Below are 15060 nucleotides of genomic sequence, written 5' to 3'. Positions count from 1 at the left end.
TCAGGATCCCTTCGTCTGGTTGGGGTTTGCATCGTCATGCTTCACGAAGCGCACCATCATGGCCTTGTAGCCAGGGGTGTTGGATTCGCGGGCCACCAGCTCGCGGTGCACCAAGGCGTTGGCTTCCGGGAAGTAGGCTGCCGCACATCCCTTGGCCGTCGGGTAGCCGATGAGCCTGAATTTGTTGGCACGCCGTTCGGTGCCTGAGAACGTGGAGACAACGTCCACCAGGTCCCGGTCCTGGAAGCCCAGCTCCTCAAGGTCTTCAGGGTGCACCAGGATCACCCGGCGCCCATCGGAGACGCCGCGATACCTGTCGTCCAAGCCGTAGAACGTGGTGTTGTATTGGTCGTGGCTGCGGACTGTCTGCAGGATCAGGTGGCCCTCCGGTGCTTCCAGATATTCCAAGGGACGCACAGAGAACCGTCCCTTGCCTATGTCCGTGGCGAAGGTGCGGGTATCGCGTGGCGGGTTGGGCAACACGAAGCCGTTCTTGGTGCGGACCCTGGCATTGAAGTCCTCGAATCCTGGAATCACGCGGGAGATGTGGTCCCGGATCACGTCATAGTCCTCGGCCATGGCCCGCCAGTCCACGCTATGGTCGTCACCGAACGTTGCCTGCGCCATGCGGGCCACGATCACCGGTTCACTCAGCAGGTGTTCGGAGACCGGTTCCAGCCTTCCCTGCGTTTTATGGATGACGGACATCGAGTCTTCGACAGAGAGGAACTGTTTGCCCTTGGGGTGCTTGTCGTCGGTGTCTGTCCGGCCGAGCGTGGGCAGGATCAGCGATGTCTTGCCGTGCACAATGTGGGCGCGGTTGGGCTTGGTGGAAATATGGACGGTCAAACCCGCCCTTTTCAGGCCTGCCTCAAGGGCTGCCGTGTCCGATCCCGCAGCAGCAAAGTTTCCGCCCATGGATACGAAAACATCCACGTCACCCTTTTCCAGGGCGTGCTGGGTTTCCACGGAGTCGTAGCCGTGGTCACGGGGCATGTGGAAACCGAATTCCTTGTCCAAAGCGGCCAGGAACTGCTCCTTGGGCTTCTCCCAGATGCCCATGGTGCGGTCGCCCTGAACATTCGAGTGACCTCGGACCGGGCAGGCCCCTGCCCCACGCTTACCGAAGTTGCCTTGGAGCAGCAGCAGGTTGATGATCTCCCGGAGGGTATCCACCGAGTGCGGCTGTTGCGTCAGTCCGAGCGCCCAGCAGATGATGGTTGCCTTCGACTCAGCCATCATCCCGGCCGCCTTGGTGATTTCCTCACGCGTCAGGCCGGTGGCCCGCTCGGTTTCGTCCCAGTCCAGTACCGAACGTGCTTCTTTGTAGGCAGCAAACCCTTCGGTCTGCTGCTCTATGAAGGAATGGTCGACGACGGTCCCCGGGTTGCGCTGCTCTTCCTCCAGGAGGAGGTGGCCCAGCGCCTGGAACAGTGCGAGGTCGCCGCCCACTTTGATCTGCAGGAACTCGTCGGCAATGGTTGTACCGCCTCCGATGACGCCGTTAAGGGACTGCGGGTCCTTGAAGTTCAAGAGTCCGGCTTCGGGAAGGGGATTGACGGCAACGATCTTTCCGCCGTTGTTCTTGCAGTCGCGCAGGGCGGACAGCATGCGCGGGTGGTTGGTTCCCGGGTTCTGGCCCACCACCAGGACAAGCTCGGCGTGGTGGATGTCCTCCAGGGATACAGTGCCCTTGCCGATGCCAATGGTGGGGTTAAGGGCGCTGCCGGAGGATTCATGGCACATGTTGGAGCAGTCCGGAAGGTTGTTGGTGCCGAGGCTCCTGGCAAACAACTGATACATGAAAGCCGTCTCATTGGCTGTCCGGCCGGAGGTGTAGAAGACGCACTTGTCAGGTGTAGTGGCGTTGATGTGTTGCCCGATCAGGGCGAATGCCTCAGACCAGCTGATCGGTGAATAGTGGGTGTCGCCCGGCCTGACGACCACAGGCTCGGAGATCCTCCCCTGGCTTCCCAACCAGTACTCGGTCTTGTGGTCCAGGTCGGCCAGCGAATGCTTCGCCCAGAACTCTGCACCTACGGTCCTGGTGGTGCTTTCCTCGGCGATCGCTTTGGCACCGTTCTCACAAAACTCTGCGGGGCTTCGCCGTCCTGTAATGGATTCCGGCCACGCGCATCCCGGGCAGTCAAAGCCATCGTGCTGGTTGACCCTGAGCATGGAGCGGACCGTCCGGGCCACGCCAGCCTGGGCGTAGCCACGTTCCAGGGCGACGGTGACGGCCTTGACTCCTGCAGCGGCGCGTTTGGGCGGGTGGACTTGCAGGTCATCTTCGTTGATGTCCTGTTCTGGAGCATGCCTGTTCATGAGTCCATCATTGCACTTTGTGGCCGCTGACCACCGGCCAGGGGCGCCGCCCTCAGGCGTCCAGGGCGCTCCAGTCCACTGGCCCTGACGGAGACTTCTTCTGTGGCCGCACCGTCGCCTTCCGGGGCTTGTCCTCGGCGCTCTTGGGCGCTGGCAGGGGCTTGCCCCACGGCAACGCGAAAGCGGGCACCAACTCACCCAACTGGACCCCGTGCGGCGGCACCACCATGACCCCGTCGGCGCCGGCCAGCCCTCGCATCATTCCCGGGCCGGTGTGCTGTGCCGGAGATGCCAGACCGTACACCAGCGTGAACGGCATCAGGCGGGTTCGTCCGGGATCCGCATCAATCATCGCTCCGCAGGGAACTTCAGCCACATCCTGCAGCTGTCCGTTCCCCAAAGCGGCAAGCAACGGCGACCCCACGGTGAAGAGGGCCATCATCGCCGCCAGTGGATTTCCGGGCAGTCCCAGAACGAAGCGCCCATCGGGCAACTCGGCCAACACTGCCGGGTGGCCCGGGCGCATAGCAATGCCGTCGATCAGCAACCGGCCGCCCAGCTCTGCCACCGCTTTGCGGAAATGGTCCGTCCCCGACCGTCCCGTCCCTCCGGTGGTGATCACGACGTCGGCAGGGGCTTCCGTCTCCGGTTCGCCAGGCAGGGGCTCTGTATCCTGGAGCGCGGCAACCCACTCCTCGTAGCTATCGCCTACCCGGAGTTGTTCTCCTGCGATGCCGCCCAGAAGCTCCACGACGGCGCCCAATTGAGGACCAAACGTGTCACGGACCTGTCCTGGCTGGGGAACCCCCTGCGCTATGACTTCGGATCCCGTCAGAAGGAACCTGACCAGGGGCTTACCCAGAACCTCCAAGTGGTCCAACCCGGCAAGCGCGGCGAGTGCTACATGGGCCGGGTTCAGCAGCGTTCCGGCCTTGAGCAGGATGTCCCCCTCGGCTGCCTCCTCGGCAGCCTTGCGGATGTGTTGGCCGTTGCGGGGCTCCCCTGGTTTGGCCGCGCCGCCCAGGGCAAGGATCGGCAGTCCGTCGTCGTCCGTGGAGATGACGCCGCTCTCGCTGCGCAGCACCGCTTTGGCACCCGGGGGTATCAGCCCGCCGGTGACGATGGGGCTGGCTTGATGCGGGGCCAGCCTCTGCCCTGGTTCGCTGAGGATCCAGGGGCCGCTTCCATTAACGGCCCACCCGTCCATGGCCGAGGACGCATAGTGCGGCATGTCCTGAAGCGCCAGCGCATTCGACGCGAGTGTGCGACCAAGGGCGGACCTGAGGGGCACGGGCCCGGGCGGGATGGGAGTGGCAACATCAAACGCGCGTTGCCGGGCCTCATGCCAAGTGTGTGCCGCGTGGTGGCCCTCGGTGGGGGCCCCTGTCATTCGGTGTCAGTCCCTGGCTCCGCGTATTCCTTGGCAACTTTACGGGCCAACTCCAAGGCAGCCTTCATGGACGCGTCGTCGCTGGCCTGGCCGATGCCCCGGGCCATGCCGGCGGCGTACCCGGCGATGAACGTAGTCAGGGGTGCTGCGGGGCGCACCACTGAATGCGCGGCGACTCCTGCAACCGCGAGGACCTCGTTGACGTCCACGTCAACGCCCTCAAGCTCAAACGCCTGCAGCAGTGTGCGGCACCATTCCTCGAGCGTCTCTTCCTGGCTCTTCACGTCCGCCTCCAACTCGTAGTCAATGCCCAAGGCCGCAGCGTCCTCCCACGTATCCACGTCATCAGTGGACCCCGCGGGGACGTCAACGTCCAGCAGGTTCAGCCTAGCAAGCAGTCGGAACACTGAAGAGTTCGTTAACCCGTCTCCCTCGGAAGCTGCCGCCACTTCCCGTTCCAGGGCGGCGGTCCTGTAGGCCCCCAGGAGAGGCTGCTTCCGGCCATCAGTGGAGACCGCCATGGCCCCTTCAACGCCGGGATGTGACGCCAGCGCAGCCCAAAGGAGCTCGACACCACGGGAAGCGTGTGGCATGTCGCATGCCAGCACCAGCGTCCATGCCTGGCTCGAAGCGCTCGTCTTCAGCGCGGCCAGGCCGGCGGCGATTGCAGCTGCAGGGCCTGCGAACACGGGCTCCTCGCGTGCCCGCAGGATCTCTCCCGGCAACGCCTCCGCCTCCGGTCCTACGACCACCACGGCAGAAGCACCCCGGGCCGCCTGCAGCGCATGCGTAAGGAGAGTGGCGCCGTCGTACTTCAGCGCCGGCTTGGGCACGCCCCCGAGGCGGGTGGCCTTGCCACCCGCCAGAATCACGGCGTTGAATTCCATCCGCCCAGAGTACCCGGGCGGGCGGAGTTCAGCAGAAATCGATCAGGCAGCGGATTCCGGCAACAGGAACGGGTCCCAGTCCGGCGCAGGTTTCTCGAGTTCTTTGATCTGCCACATGGTTCCCTGGGGCACGCCTGGCTTGAAACGGAGCTTCCATCCCATTTCAGCCAACGTATGGTCGCTCTTGGCGTTGTTGCATTTCAAGCACGCCGCAACCAGGTTTTCCCAGGAATCCGCGCCGCCCCTGGATTTGGGGTGGACGTGGTCTATGGTGTGGGCTGTTTTCCCGCAATAGGCGCAGCGGTGACCGTCGCGGCGAAGGACCCCGCGGCGACTCACGGCGGTAATCCTGTTGTACCTGGGGCGGATGTAGCGGTTAAGGAGGATCACGGAGGGGCGTCCAAGAATCTCCTGTGGCCCGACGACAGGCTCGTCGCCTTCGGCCACTACGCTTGCTTTCCCAGTCAGCACAAGGACCAGCGCCCGGCGGAATGTTATTACCGCCAGCGGTTCATATCCAGCATTCAGAACGAGTGTGCGCATGCACGTACCTCTTCACGGCCGCACCCGTCAGGGGCACGAGGGCCGGCTGCCCTCTGCTTGTACGGGCTGTGGATCGACACCATAAGGGTAAGCACTTATATGCCGTATCAACGAATTTTTCTGTCGTTTCGCGTGCGGTGTCGGCAAAAATTCATGCGTGGTTAAGGGATGTGCGGCATCGCCGGGCTGCGAAGGCGGGCCTCCACCACCCACTTTGACCGGCGACCGAAGAGGACACACCAAGGATGACGGCGTGTCGGGTGACCCGCAGGCTGAGAGTTGGTGCGGACGGTACGGGCCGCCCGACGCATCAATGCTGGTCGCTGGATCGGGCTGCTCTTAAAAGCAGAACACCCCGCCGGCCTCAGCCTGCGGGGTGTTCTTGGAGGTGCTTGGATCAGCCGTTGACGCGGATGAAAACCGGTCCGGAGCCAACGTTGGCGCTGAACAGTGCCGTAGTGGATCCGTTCCATCCACCGTGGACTGCCATGCCGTTACCGACGTATACAGCGATGTGGGCCTGTCCGGCCAAGCCGCCATTGGCGTAGTAGGCGAGGTCGCCCGGCTGGGCTTCTGCTGCACTGACGGTGCGGCCCAGGGAGAGGTAACCGGCCGGCCAGTCGTGGAAGTTGATGCCGACGGCTGCCAGGGAGTTGGTCACCAGCATGGTGCAGTCCTGGGTCACGCCGAGCTGTGCGTAGGCAGCGGCGGCAATAGCCGCACCGAGCCCGCTCGAGGCTGCAGGAGCCTTGGCGGCCGGGGCTGCGGTGTTGACCGCGAGGGTAGCGTTACCGGCTGTAGCCGTGCTTTCCGCAGCCTTCTTGGTCTCCGCCTTGGCGGGCGCCTTCTTCTCGACCGGAGCCGGAGCTTCCACCGTGGTGACCACGGGGCGCTCGTAGGAGATGGCGACCGTGGAATCCGCAGCGATGGTGGCCTGGACCACTGACTGGACGTCAAGGGTGGACGTCGACGTGGATTCGCGATCGACATTGGTGTCGGCAGCGTTGGCTGCCACACCGCTGGTCAGGACCAGGCCTGATGCTGCGGCAATAACTGCTGCCTGGCGGCCAACGCCACCGGCGTTGTCGCTGACGGCCTTGGCGATAACGGCAAGCGAGCTGGTCTTGGGGGCCTCAGCGCGATGCCGTGCAACCTTGTTTGCACTGGTCATGATTTTCTCTTTTCGTATCCGCGGGCAGTTGGGGTACACGCGGGTAGTGGGCAGGCCAGCACTTGGGGGCATGCTGGCTTACCCCGAACCGGATGATTTCTAGCGGAGGGTGAAGAAGGAGGACGTACCTGTGGAAGCCGCTGAGTGCAGCAGCGTGCCCTGGCCCGGGTTCAAGGCGCTGATCATCATGCCGTTGCCGACGTAGATGCCCACGTGGGCTCCGCCGTTCTGCATGACGAGGTCGCCGGGAGCAGGGGTGCTGGTGGGCTTCATGGCCGTCCAGGCGTTGACGCGGGGGATGCTGATGCCGGCCTGCGCGTAAACCCACTGGGTGAAGCCTGAGCAATCCCAGCCGTTGGGAGTGGTGCCGCCCCAAACATAGGGGTGGCCAATGCCGGTGTAGGCAATAGCGGCGAGACCGGAAGCGGCGGCGCTGGAAGCAGCGTCCTTGGCTTCGGAGGACTTCGCGGTGACGGCACCCGCGGTTTCCTGTGTGCTGTTTGCCGCCGTGCGCTGGGTGGTCTGCGAAGCACGCTGGACTACCTTGGGGGCTTCCTTGGTGACCACAACGGGGCTCTCAAAGGAAACGGTGGCGGTGGGCTCTGCGGTGACGACTGCCGTGGCGACCAGCTGCTGGGTGCTGGAGGCTTCCGACTTGGTGACGTCGGTGTCCGCTGCCTGTGCCGGCAGGCCGACGCTAAGGACGAGGCCCGAGGCTGCTGCCCATACGGCGGCCTGGCGACCAACAGTTCCGGCGTTGGATGAAACAGCCTTGGAAAGGTTGTTCAAAGGGTTCGTTCGAACCGATTCGGCGCGGTGGCGCGCAGGGGTAGTGCGTGATGACACGAAGGTAGCCTCTCCCAATGCCTGCGAGGTGAGCTGTCGGATTCGGATGGGAGTCATCCGGCCGCGCCGCTTCAAGGAAGCTTTTGCGACTTAACCCCAAGGCCTTCTCTCGAAGACCAGAAGTGGTTCCCCCGCCCCTGCCAGACGATTTATGCGAACGGACCTCGAGTGGTGGCAGAGCTAGGCAATCCACTCAAGTGCACCGGCCCCCTAAAAAGCCGATGCGCTTTGTACGGTACAACAGTTGAACGCGAATGTCACATTCAGGTCACGGGGCGTGTCACGAATGCGAGAGACAACCATCAACTAGCTCAGAGCCAGCCCATGGGGTCGACAACTTCGCCGTTGACCTGAACCTCGAAGTGGAGGTGGCATCCGGTGGAAGCGCCTGTGGTGCCGCTCAGGGCTACGGTGTCGCCACGGTTGACCGTCTGGCCCACCTTGACAGTGAAGGACGACAGGTGGTTGTACGTGGTCTCAAGGCCGTTGCCGTGGTCCACTACCACGCGGTTGCCTCCGCCGTACTCGTGCCAACCTGCGAAAGTGACCTTGCCGGTGGCCGCAGCATGGACGGCTGTGCCGCACTGGGCTACGAAGTCCTGGCCGCGGTGGAAGTCACCGGAACCGCCCGTGAGGGGGCTGATGCGGTAACCAAAGGGTGACGCCGTGGTGAGCGTATCCAAGGGGCTGGCCATGGTGCCAACGGACGAGGCGCGCTGGATGCTTCCGGCGGACTGGGCGCTGAGGAGCTGCTTCAGCTTTCCGTCGGGATCCGCGGCAGTGGCAACGGCGGCGCGGCTGAAGTCGATTTTGGCGGATGCGGCTGCGGAAACCTCGGGCTGGCTCCCGCCGGTGACGGCGAGGGCGGCCTCAGTCTGGCCGGACTCCGAGGTGGCCATGACCGGGCTGGTGGCCGGCAGACCGACAGTCAGGGCAAGTCCGGTGGCGGCAAGCGCTACACCGGCTTTCTGCCCGACGCCACTGGCTGCGGCAAAATCGGCTACCTGGCGCAACGGGCTCTTACGGCGGCGGACCTGACGCTCAGTGTCGCGGGGCCGGATGTCCATAGTGGCGCGGGCTGGCCGCAGCTCAACAGCGGGGCCGGACGCGCGGCGGCGGCCCCTGACGTTCTGCGATGTCAAACTCTGTTCCTCTCTAAAAAGCCTGCGAAGTTAGCTGTCGGATTCGGGTCAGAGAGTTTCAAGACCCGGCCCGCACGAGGCGCTCACGGCACACAGGTATCCCCGGAGGGACTTGCGTAAGTGGGCACTTCTGCTGCGGACTTCACCCCAAGGCTGCTTCTTTAGACAGCCGCTTGTGGTTCCCCCGCCTCTGCCAGTGGTGGGTGACACACCTGATCCGCTGGCAGAGCTCGGCTCCGGATCAGGTAACGCTTTGGTATCAGCGCTAGTAGATAACTATAGGGGATTAAACGCCGTAGTAATAAATTCGTTATCAACAGAAACGCGCGTGTTCCGGGAGGCCCTTATCATCAATAGCGGAAAACCGCAGGTCACACGCCCGCGAAACGTGCGAAAGTGAGGTTTGACACCTGGAACCGATAGCGATCAGCTAAGGGAGACAGCGATCAGCTGAGGGAGACAAAGACGTGCGCGGCAACTTCGGGAGGCAGCTCCAAGGCGCCCTCGATCCCGGGCACGCGGACGGAGATGTACTCGCCCACACGCTCCAAGGACACCGAGGCCCCCGGACGGATTCCGCCCTCGTCCAGCTGGGTGAGCAGTTCGGGCTCCACCTGGATGGGCTCAGCAAGGCGGCTGACCACGACGCGGGAATCGGAAGCGTACCCGTCCATGGCCTGCAGGAGGTTGACGTCAAGCCGCGGGAGGGGTTGGCCGGCCAGGCCGCCAAGTGCTTCCAGTCCTGGAATCGGGTTGCCGTAGGGAGACTCGGTGGGGTGCTCCAGGAGCTCGTACAACCGACGCTCAACGCGCTCACTCATGACATGTTCCCAGCGGCACGCTTCGTCGTGCACGTAGGCCCAGTCAAGACCGATCACGTCCGCCAGGAGGCGCTCGGCAAGGCGGTGCTTGCGCATGACCTCGGTGGCGCGCTTCCGCCCGACCTCGGTCAACTCCAGGTGCCGGTCGTTGGAAACGATCACCAGGCCATCGCGCTCCATGCGTCCGATGGTTTGGGAGACTGTGGGCCCGGAGTGCCGCAGTCGCTCCGCGATGCGGGCCCTGAGAGCCACAATGTTCTCTTCTTCAAGCTCCAAAATGGTCCGAAGATACATCTCAGTGGTATCGATCAGATCCGTCATCCAGCTCAGCTCTCCTCGAACGCAGTTTCTTGCGTAATCTCCACCGTACAGCGTCCCCTGCCAGGGCGTGCGGTGTGCTCTGCCGCCCCATGGACGCCAACCCCCAGCCTAGCTTATTTGGAATTACTCTGGATAATTCCGGTCGCATATGGTTCCTCGGCATTCCACGTGGCGGACTATGACGACCGCAGGTTCCTGCGCCCGGGCGGCGTCAGGCAGAATTGGGGTGTCGAAGGGGCAGTTGATGCCACCTGCCACGACCCATCTCGAGCCGATACCCATTGGAGCCACACGTGAGCGACAACAGCATCACCATCCCCGCCGACCTCCTCCCCAAGGACGGACGCTTCGGTGCAGGACCATCCAAGGTCCGCCCGGAACAGATCGAGGCGTTGTCTGCCGCATCGGCCACCATCCTCGGCACGTCCCACCGACAGGCTCCAGTCAAGAACCTCGTGGGTTCGGTCCGCGAAGGGCTCAGCTCCTTCTTCCGCGCTCCTGAAGGCTACGAGGTTGTCCTCGGCGTTGGCGGCTCCACCGCGTTCTGGGACGTTGCTGCGTTTGGCCTGGTTGAGAAGAAGGCACAGCACCTTTCGTTCGGTGAGTTCGGCTCCAAGTTCGCAGCGGCCACCAACAAGGCACCGTTCCTCGATGCTTCTTCCATCATTAAGTCCGAACCCGGCACTCGTCCGGTGTCACAGGCGGAAGCAGGCGTGGATGTTTACGCCTGGCCCCAGAATGAGACCTCCACCGGCGTGGCCGCTCCCGTCAAGCGCGTCCAAGGCGCGGACGAGGGCTCACTGGTACTGGTGGACGCCACTTCAGCAGCCGGCGGTTTGGACGTGGATGTCGCCGAGTCGGATGTCTACTACTTCGCCCCGCAGAAGAACTTCGCCTCCGACGGCGGCCTGTGGCTTGGCCTGTTCTCCCCCGCCGCGTTGGAGCGCGCCGCTCGCATCAAGGCCAGTGGCCGCTGGATCCCGGACTTCCTGGACCTTCAGACCGCCATTGACAACTCCAAGCTGAACCAGACGTACAACACGCCGTCACTGTCCACCTTGGTGACCCTGGACGCGCAGGTGCAGTGGCTCAACAGCAACGGTGGCCTGGACTTCGCCAGCAAGCGCACGGCGGATTCAGCCAACCGCATCTACTCCTGGGCCGAAGCCTCCGAGTACGCCACGCCGTTCGTCGCGAACGCCGAAGACCGCTCCAACGTCATCGCCACCATCGATTTCGACGATTCGATTGACGCTGCGGCAATCGCCAAGATCCTGCGCGCCAACGGCATTGTGGACACCGAGCCTTACCGCAAGCTCGGCCGCAACCAGCTGCGCATTGCCACGTTCGTGGCGATCGAGCCGGACGACATCTCAGCGCTGCTTGCCAGCATCGACTATGTGGTGGGCGAACTGAAGAAGTAACCCGGGCGCGGTTTCCGCGCAACGTGAGGGTCGGCGTCGTTCCGGTATTTCCCGGACGGCGCCGCCGCCGTTTAAGGGGCCGCCGTTGAAGGCGCTCCCACGTTACGGCGACGGGGCTCCGATTAACGACGGGCTCTGATTAAACAGCTAAAGGTGGACATCAGTGTCCACCTTTAGCTCTGTTTGTTCCGGTGACAACAGCCCTTATTCAGGGTCGACGTCGTCGGATTCATCCGACGCATCGTCGTCGGATGAATCCGACGCATCGGCGTCGGGTTCGTCCGAATCGGCATCCGAGTCAGCGGGTTCGGTTGCTTCGTCTTCGGCCGCCTGCACCGACTCCTCCGTGACGTCCTCCACGGTCTCCTCCACCAGGGGCGTCTCGTCCTCGGGACGGACACGCTTGGCCCACGGGACCCACTCGGGTGCCAGGATGGAATCCTCGGAGGGCAGCAGCCCGAGCTCGCTCACAGTCACGATCTTGGAACGTGAGTTACGGGTCACCACGGCGTACCACTGCCAGCCGCCATAGCCGGCAAGCTTGGATTCGAACAGGTGGGTGACCACGCGGTCACCCTCCGACTTCGCGCCGAGGTGCGCCCCTACTTCGCCAGGGTTGGCAATGCTCTCTACTGCTTCGCGGGCAGTATCGACGGCGGCGGCAAGGAATGCGTCCGGCTTGCCGGTGCGCCACACGGGCAAGCCGGCGCGCGACTTCGCCGCAACCGGCTTCCGCCCGGGGGCATCCCCGTTTCCAGGAGCCTTGGCAGCGTCAGGGCCGGCCACAGGGTTTGCCTGTTCGTCCCTTCCGGCCTTTGTGTCCTGTGCGGATTCCGATGTCATGGCGGGTCCTAGGCTTCCAGCTCGTCGGCAACCTTGCGCAGCGCCATGGAGATGGCCTTGGCCTTGTTGCCGTCGGGGTACTTGCCGGATGACAAGGAACCGGAGAGGTTGTCCAGCACCGTGACGAGGTCCTGCACCATCGGTGCGAGGTCCCTGGCGTTCATCCGCTTGGCTTTGGCGATGGACGGAGTCTTCTCCAGGACACGCAGTCCCAGAGCCTGTGCTCCACGGCGGCCGTCGGCCACACCGAACTCCACGCGGGTTCCGGCTTTGAGCTCCGTCACGCCCGCGGGCAGGGACGTCTTGGGCAGGAATACTTCCTGGCCATCTTCAGCCGCGAGGAATCCGAAGCCTTTTTCCTTGTCATACCACTTGACCTTGCCGGTAGGCACGTAATCAACCTTCTTCGTTCTTGCTTTGGGAGACACGTCGGGCCAAACACCGCATCCGCAGGGTTCTGCGGGATCGAGGGTGGCAGCCCGGTCCGTGTTGGTCTGTTCCTTCAAGGTTATCCTGCCCAGCCCCCTAATCCCGCTTTGTCGCGTCCACGCCGTACCCGATCAGCAGCAATCCATCCCGAACGGATGCTGCTGCTAGCGTTGATGGCATGACTTCCCCGGGTTACCGTCGCCCCCTCATGATCATCGCCGCCGTCATCGCAATCGTTTCCCTGGCCGCGGTTGGCGCAGTCATGGCAGTGGCGTACAACGGCGGCGTGGCGCCGGTCTGGGTCACCTCCACCGCACTCTATGGACTTCCCGTGGCCTTCATGCTGGCCGTCATCCTGGTCCTCGACGCCGTTCGCCAGCGCCGCCGACAGTAACCATCGGCGCCGTCGGCGGGCACGAGCGGCCCGGGGGCGGTAACGTTGGATTGATGTCCCTTATTCGCGCGCTCAGCAAGGAACTGGAAGCGCGCAGCGACAACTCGCTGCGGGCCTTGTTTGCCGCGCGACCGGACCTGATCTCCCCCATGGCGCCGGACTTCCCGGCCTTGGCCGCACGAGCCAGTGCCCGGGTCAGTGTCCAGAGGGCTTTGGAACGCTTGAACAAGCCCGAGATGCAGGTCCTGGAGACTCTCCACCTCTGCACCAATGCCGACACCGGCCACAGCGTTTCCGCCGCCGGGCTGAAGAAGGTCATTGCCGGCTCAACGCTCTCAGCACTGGACCCCATCCTCGCCAAGTTGCAGGAACTTGCCTTGGTCCATCGGGCCGATCCGCCCGCCGGAACACCGGCCACCAGCTCACGGCAACGTTTCTACCTTCCCGTGGGAAGCCTCAAGGACGTCATTGGCATCTATCCAGCAGGCCTGGGCAGGAGCTATACGGAACTCGTCCGGTTGCAGCCGGCTTTTGCCCAGCGCGTGGTGCAATTGGTAGCCGAACTCCACCACAGTGGCCTGGGCATCCACTTGGCCAGCACTCCCATGGATGCGGCGCTCGCGCTGCAGCGGTGGACGTCCAGTCCGGAGAACCTGCGCACCATCCTGGCGACAGCACCGGAGCGCACCCTTGGATTGCTGGACAAGTTCGGCAGCTGGGCCATGGGCGCCGTACCCCAAGCCCAACGCCGTGCGTCCGTCACCCACGAAAGCGCCGACGTCGGGCCTATCGACTGGCTGTTGGCGCGCGGTCTACTGGTCCCCCTGGACGCCGGCCACGTGGAACTGCCCCACAGCGTGGGTATCGCCCTCCGTGGCGGGGCGATCGTGGATGACTTTACGCTGGCCCCACCCGTCCCGGAGCTGGGCCATACCAGTGCTGCTTTGCGGCGCAATGCGGCCATGGGCGCAATCGCCGAAACCTTGCGGCTGGCCGGCGAGCTGTTGTTCGCCGTTCGTGAGCAACCCCTGGCGACGCTCCGAAGCGGCGGGGTGGGCGTCCGGGAACTCCGGCGCCTGGCCGAGTCCATCCGCTGCGGCGTGCACGAGACCGCCATTTTCCTTGAGCTATGTGCCATGGCCGGACTGCTGCGGCTGGATGTGGACAGTTCCACCTGGGTCCAGCCGCCGTCGCTGGAATGGCTCAACCTGCCCCGGCAGGAGCAATGGCTTTGGCTGGTCAACGCCTGGCTGGCCAGCGAGCGCGCCCCGTCGCTGGTGGGGCAACCGCTCACGGGTCCCTCATCCACCGCATCCCATCAGGGGGCGGCCGGCACCACCATCAATGCTTTGTCCGCGGAGGCCCAACGGCCCGACGCCCCAGTGGTTCGGCGGAGGGTCCTGGAAATCCTGAATGAGCTTACGGTGGAGGCCGCAGCGCCGGACGGCAAGGCTCCCGTGCTGGACGCCCGTGCCGTACTTCAACGCGCCGAGTGGTCCCAGCCGAGGATGTCCCGTCGTTTCAGTTCCCTGGTCCGCGGGATCCTCGAAGAAGCCGCCCTTCTGGGACTGATGGGCTCCGGTGCTTTGACCCAGCTGGGTTCGGCCATTGCCGATGGCCAGCCTGAGCAGGCCATGACTATTCTGGGCGAGCACCTGCCCGCTGCCGTGAACCACATCCTCCTGCAGGCGGACCTGACGGCCGTGGCACCTGGGTACCTTGCGCCCGAACTCAGCGAAACGCTGCTGTTGATGGCCGACGCCGAGGGGCAAGGTCCGGCGTCCATCTACCGGTTCTCTGCCGTCACCATCCGCAGGGCGCTCGACGCCGGACAGGATGCGGAGTCGCTGTTGGCGTTCCTCCGTGAGCACTCCGCGACGGACGTGCCCCAGCCGCTGGCGTACCTCATCCAGGACACGGCGTCCAGGCATGGCCGCCTGCGGATCGGCACGAGTGCCAGCTTCATCCAGAGCGATGACGAGACCGCCATTACCGATCTCCTGCAGGAGGCCCGGACGTCGGCCTTGAGCTTGGTGCGCATCGCTCCGACTGTCCTGACCTCCTCGGCGAGCCCCCGCGAAACGGCCCGTGTCCTGCGCGAGCTGGGACTTTCGCCGGCGGTGCAGGAGGCCGAACCCGCCGTCGTGCGTTTCAAGCGGACCACAGCGGTGCCGGGCAGCGCCCGGCCCGTCTACACGGCACCGCGGACCGCTCCGCCGGACGACGACGTCGAGGCGCAGCTTTCGGTCTTGCGGCAGCACCGCGGGGTTCCCGCCGGCGGGACGGGCGAAGCGTCCACACAGCTTGGCTTGGAGACATTGCAGACGGCAATAAGGCTCAAACAGGCAGTCACCATGAACGTGGTGGACAGCCTGGGGAATGCCAACACCGAAACCGTTGTTCCTGTCTCCGTCTCCGGGGGACGCGTCCGGGTGTTCGATCCCGCCAAGGACACCGAACGGGTGTTGTCCATCCACCGGATCATCGATGTGGAACCCGCAGGTGAACTGCGTTCATGAAAACC

13 protein-coding genes and 2 riboswitches are annotated in these 15060 nt (G+C 64.3%); of the genes, 3 read left to right on the top strand and 10 right to left on the bottom strand.

Annotation, left to right across the window (positions count from 1 at the left end):
* From ACR30Z_RS04870 to ACR30Z_RS04835, 8 genes are all read right to left on the bottom strand, one after another.
* Positions 1 to 2325, bottom strand: a complete 2325-nt coding sequence (locus tag ACR30Z_RS04870; RefSeq protein WP_144648034.1) for an FdhF/YdeP family oxidoreductase — start codon at positions 2323 to 2325, stop codon at positions 1 to 3.
* A gap of 52 nt (positions 2326 to 2377) precedes the next feature.
* Positions 2378 to 3715: a molybdopterin molybdotransferase MoeA gene (locus ACR30Z_RS04865; protein WP_434371412.1), complete on the bottom strand. Its 1338-nt coding sequence runs from the start codon at positions 3713 to 3715 to the stop codon at positions 2378 to 2380.
* Positions 3712 to 4602: an NTP transferase domain-containing protein gene (locus ACR30Z_RS04860; protein WP_434371411.1), complete on the bottom strand. Its 891-nt coding sequence runs from the start codon at positions 4600 to 4602 to the stop codon at positions 3712 to 3714. The genes ACR30Z_RS04865 and ACR30Z_RS04860 overlap by 4 nt, the downstream gene beginning before the upstream one ends.
* A 42-nt stretch (positions 4603 to 4644) precedes the next feature.
* A complete protein-coding gene (locus ACR30Z_RS04855; RefSeq protein WP_014920921.1) occupies positions 4645 to 5145 on the bottom strand; it encodes an HNH endonuclease in 501 nt (166 codons plus the stop codon).
* A 397-nt stretch (positions 5146 to 5542) separates the two neighbouring features.
* Positions 5543 to 6316, bottom strand: coding sequence for an NlpC/P60 family protein (locus ACR30Z_RS04850; RefSeq protein WP_144648037.1), 774 nt, complete (start codon positions 6314 to 6316; stop codon positions 5543 to 5545).
* 99 nt (positions 6317 to 6415) lie between these two features.
* The gene (locus ACR30Z_RS04845) at positions 6416 to 7162 is read right to left on the bottom strand and encodes a C40 family peptidase (protein WP_434371410.1); all 747 of its coding nucleotides are present in this window, start codon (positions 7160 to 7162) and stop codon (positions 6416 to 6418) included.
* Positions 7163 to 7166: 4 nt separating this feature from the next.
* A riboswitch (cyclic di-AMP (ydaO/yuaA leader) is annotated at positions 7167 to 7328 on the bottom strand.
* 145 nt (positions 7329 to 7473) lie between these two features.
* Entirely contained in the window at positions 7474 to 8304 is an 831-nt protein-coding gene (locus ACR30Z_RS04840; RefSeq protein ID WP_434371409.1) for a M23 family metallopeptidase, read from the bottom strand.
* Positions 8305 to 8308: 4 nt separating this feature from the next.
* Positions 8309 to 8520: riboswitch (cyclic di-AMP (ydaO/yuaA leader) on the bottom strand.
* 230 nt (positions 8521 to 8750) lie between these two features.
* Positions 8751 to 9446, bottom strand: a complete 696-nt coding sequence (locus tag ACR30Z_RS04835; RefSeq protein WP_144648040.1) for a metal-dependent transcriptional regulator — start codon at positions 9444 to 9446, stop codon at positions 8751 to 8753.
* 293 nt (positions 9447 to 9739) lie between these two features.
* Here ACR30Z_RS04835 and serC point away from each other — a divergent pair, with 293 nt between their 5' ends.
* On the top strand, positions 9740 to 10870 hold the full coding sequence (serC, locus tag ACR30Z_RS04830; protein WP_144648041.1) for a phosphoserine transaminase: 1131 nt from the start codon (positions 9740 to 9742) through the stop codon (positions 10868 to 10870).
* 204 nt (positions 10871 to 11074) lie between these two features.
* On the opposite strand, the gene ACR30Z_RS04825 is transcribed toward serC, so the two are convergent.
* On the bottom strand, positions 11075 to 11713 hold the full coding sequence (locus tag ACR30Z_RS04825) for a DUF3027 domain-containing protein (protein ID WP_434371408.1): 639 nt from the start codon (positions 11711 to 11713) through the stop codon (positions 11075 to 11077).
* An 8-nt stretch (positions 11714 to 11721) separates the two neighbouring features.
* Positions 11722 to 12105: a cold-shock protein gene (locus ACR30Z_RS04820; RefSeq protein ID WP_011773749.1), complete on the bottom strand. Its 384-nt coding sequence runs from the start codon at positions 12103 to 12105 to the stop codon at positions 11722 to 11724.
* 215 nt (positions 12106 to 12320) lie between these two features.
* On the opposite strand from ACR30Z_RS04820, the gene ACR30Z_RS04815 reads away from it, so the two are divergent.
* The gene (locus ACR30Z_RS04815; RefSeq protein WP_144648043.1) at positions 12321 to 12536 is read left to right on the top strand and encodes a hypothetical protein; all 216 of its coding nucleotides are present in this window, start codon (positions 12321 to 12323) and stop codon (positions 12534 to 12536) included.
* A 53-nt stretch (positions 12537 to 12589) separates the two neighbouring features.
* On the top strand, positions 12590 to 15055 hold the full coding sequence (locus ACR30Z_RS04810; protein ID WP_434371407.1) for a helicase-associated domain-containing protein: 2466 nt from the start codon (positions 12590 to 12592) through the stop codon (positions 15053 to 15055).
* The last annotated feature ends 5 nt before the right edge of the window (positions 15056 to 15060 follow it).

The organism is Paenarthrobacter sp. FR1, assembly GCF_051106045.1.
Classification (GTDB): domain Bacteria; phylum Actinomycetota; class Actinomycetes; order Actinomycetales; family Micrococcaceae; genus Arthrobacter; species Arthrobacter nitroguajacolicus_A.
The sequence above is the reverse complement of the archived record's forward strand: the minus strand, read 5'-3'. Positions and strand labels throughout refer to the sequence as shown.

Excerpts from the sequence above, each read along its gene's own strand:
- ACR30Z_RS04870 (WP_144648034.1), bottom strand. The coding sequence starts at position 2,325 with ATGAACAGGCATGCTCCAGAACAGGACATCAACGAAGATGACCTGCAA.
- ACR30Z_RS04835 (WP_144648040.1), bottom strand. The coding sequence starts at position 9,446 with ATGACGGATCTGATCGATACCACTGAGATGTATCTTCGGACCATTTTG.
- ACR30Z_RS04860 (WP_434371411.1), bottom strand. The coding sequence starts at position 4,602 with ATGGAATTCAACGCCGTGATTCTGGCGGGTGGCAAGGCCACCCGCCTC.
- ACR30Z_RS04815 (WP_144648043.1), top strand. The coding sequence starts at position 12,321 with ATGACTTCCCCGGGTTACCGTCGCCCCCTCATGATCATCGCCGCCGTC.
- ACR30Z_RS04850 (WP_144648037.1), bottom strand. The coding sequence starts at position 6,316 with ATGACCAGTGCAAACAAGGTTGCACGGCATCGCGCTGAGGCCCCCAAG.
- ACR30Z_RS04810 (WP_434371407.1), top strand. The coding sequence starts at position 12,590 with ATGTCCCTTATTCGCGCGCTCAGCAAGGAACTGGAAGCGCGCAGCGAC.
- ACR30Z_RS04825 (WP_434371408.1), bottom strand. The coding sequence starts at position 11,713 with ATGACATCGGAATCCGCACAGGACACAAAGGCCGGAAGGGACGAACAG.
- ACR30Z_RS04855 (WP_014920921.1), bottom strand. The coding sequence starts at position 5,145 with ATGCGCACACTCGTTCTGAATGCTGGATATGAACCGCTGGCGGTAATA.
- ACR30Z_RS04865 (WP_434371412.1), bottom strand. The coding sequence starts at position 3,715 with ATGACAGGGGCCCCCACCGAGGGCCACCACGCGGCACACACTTGGCAT.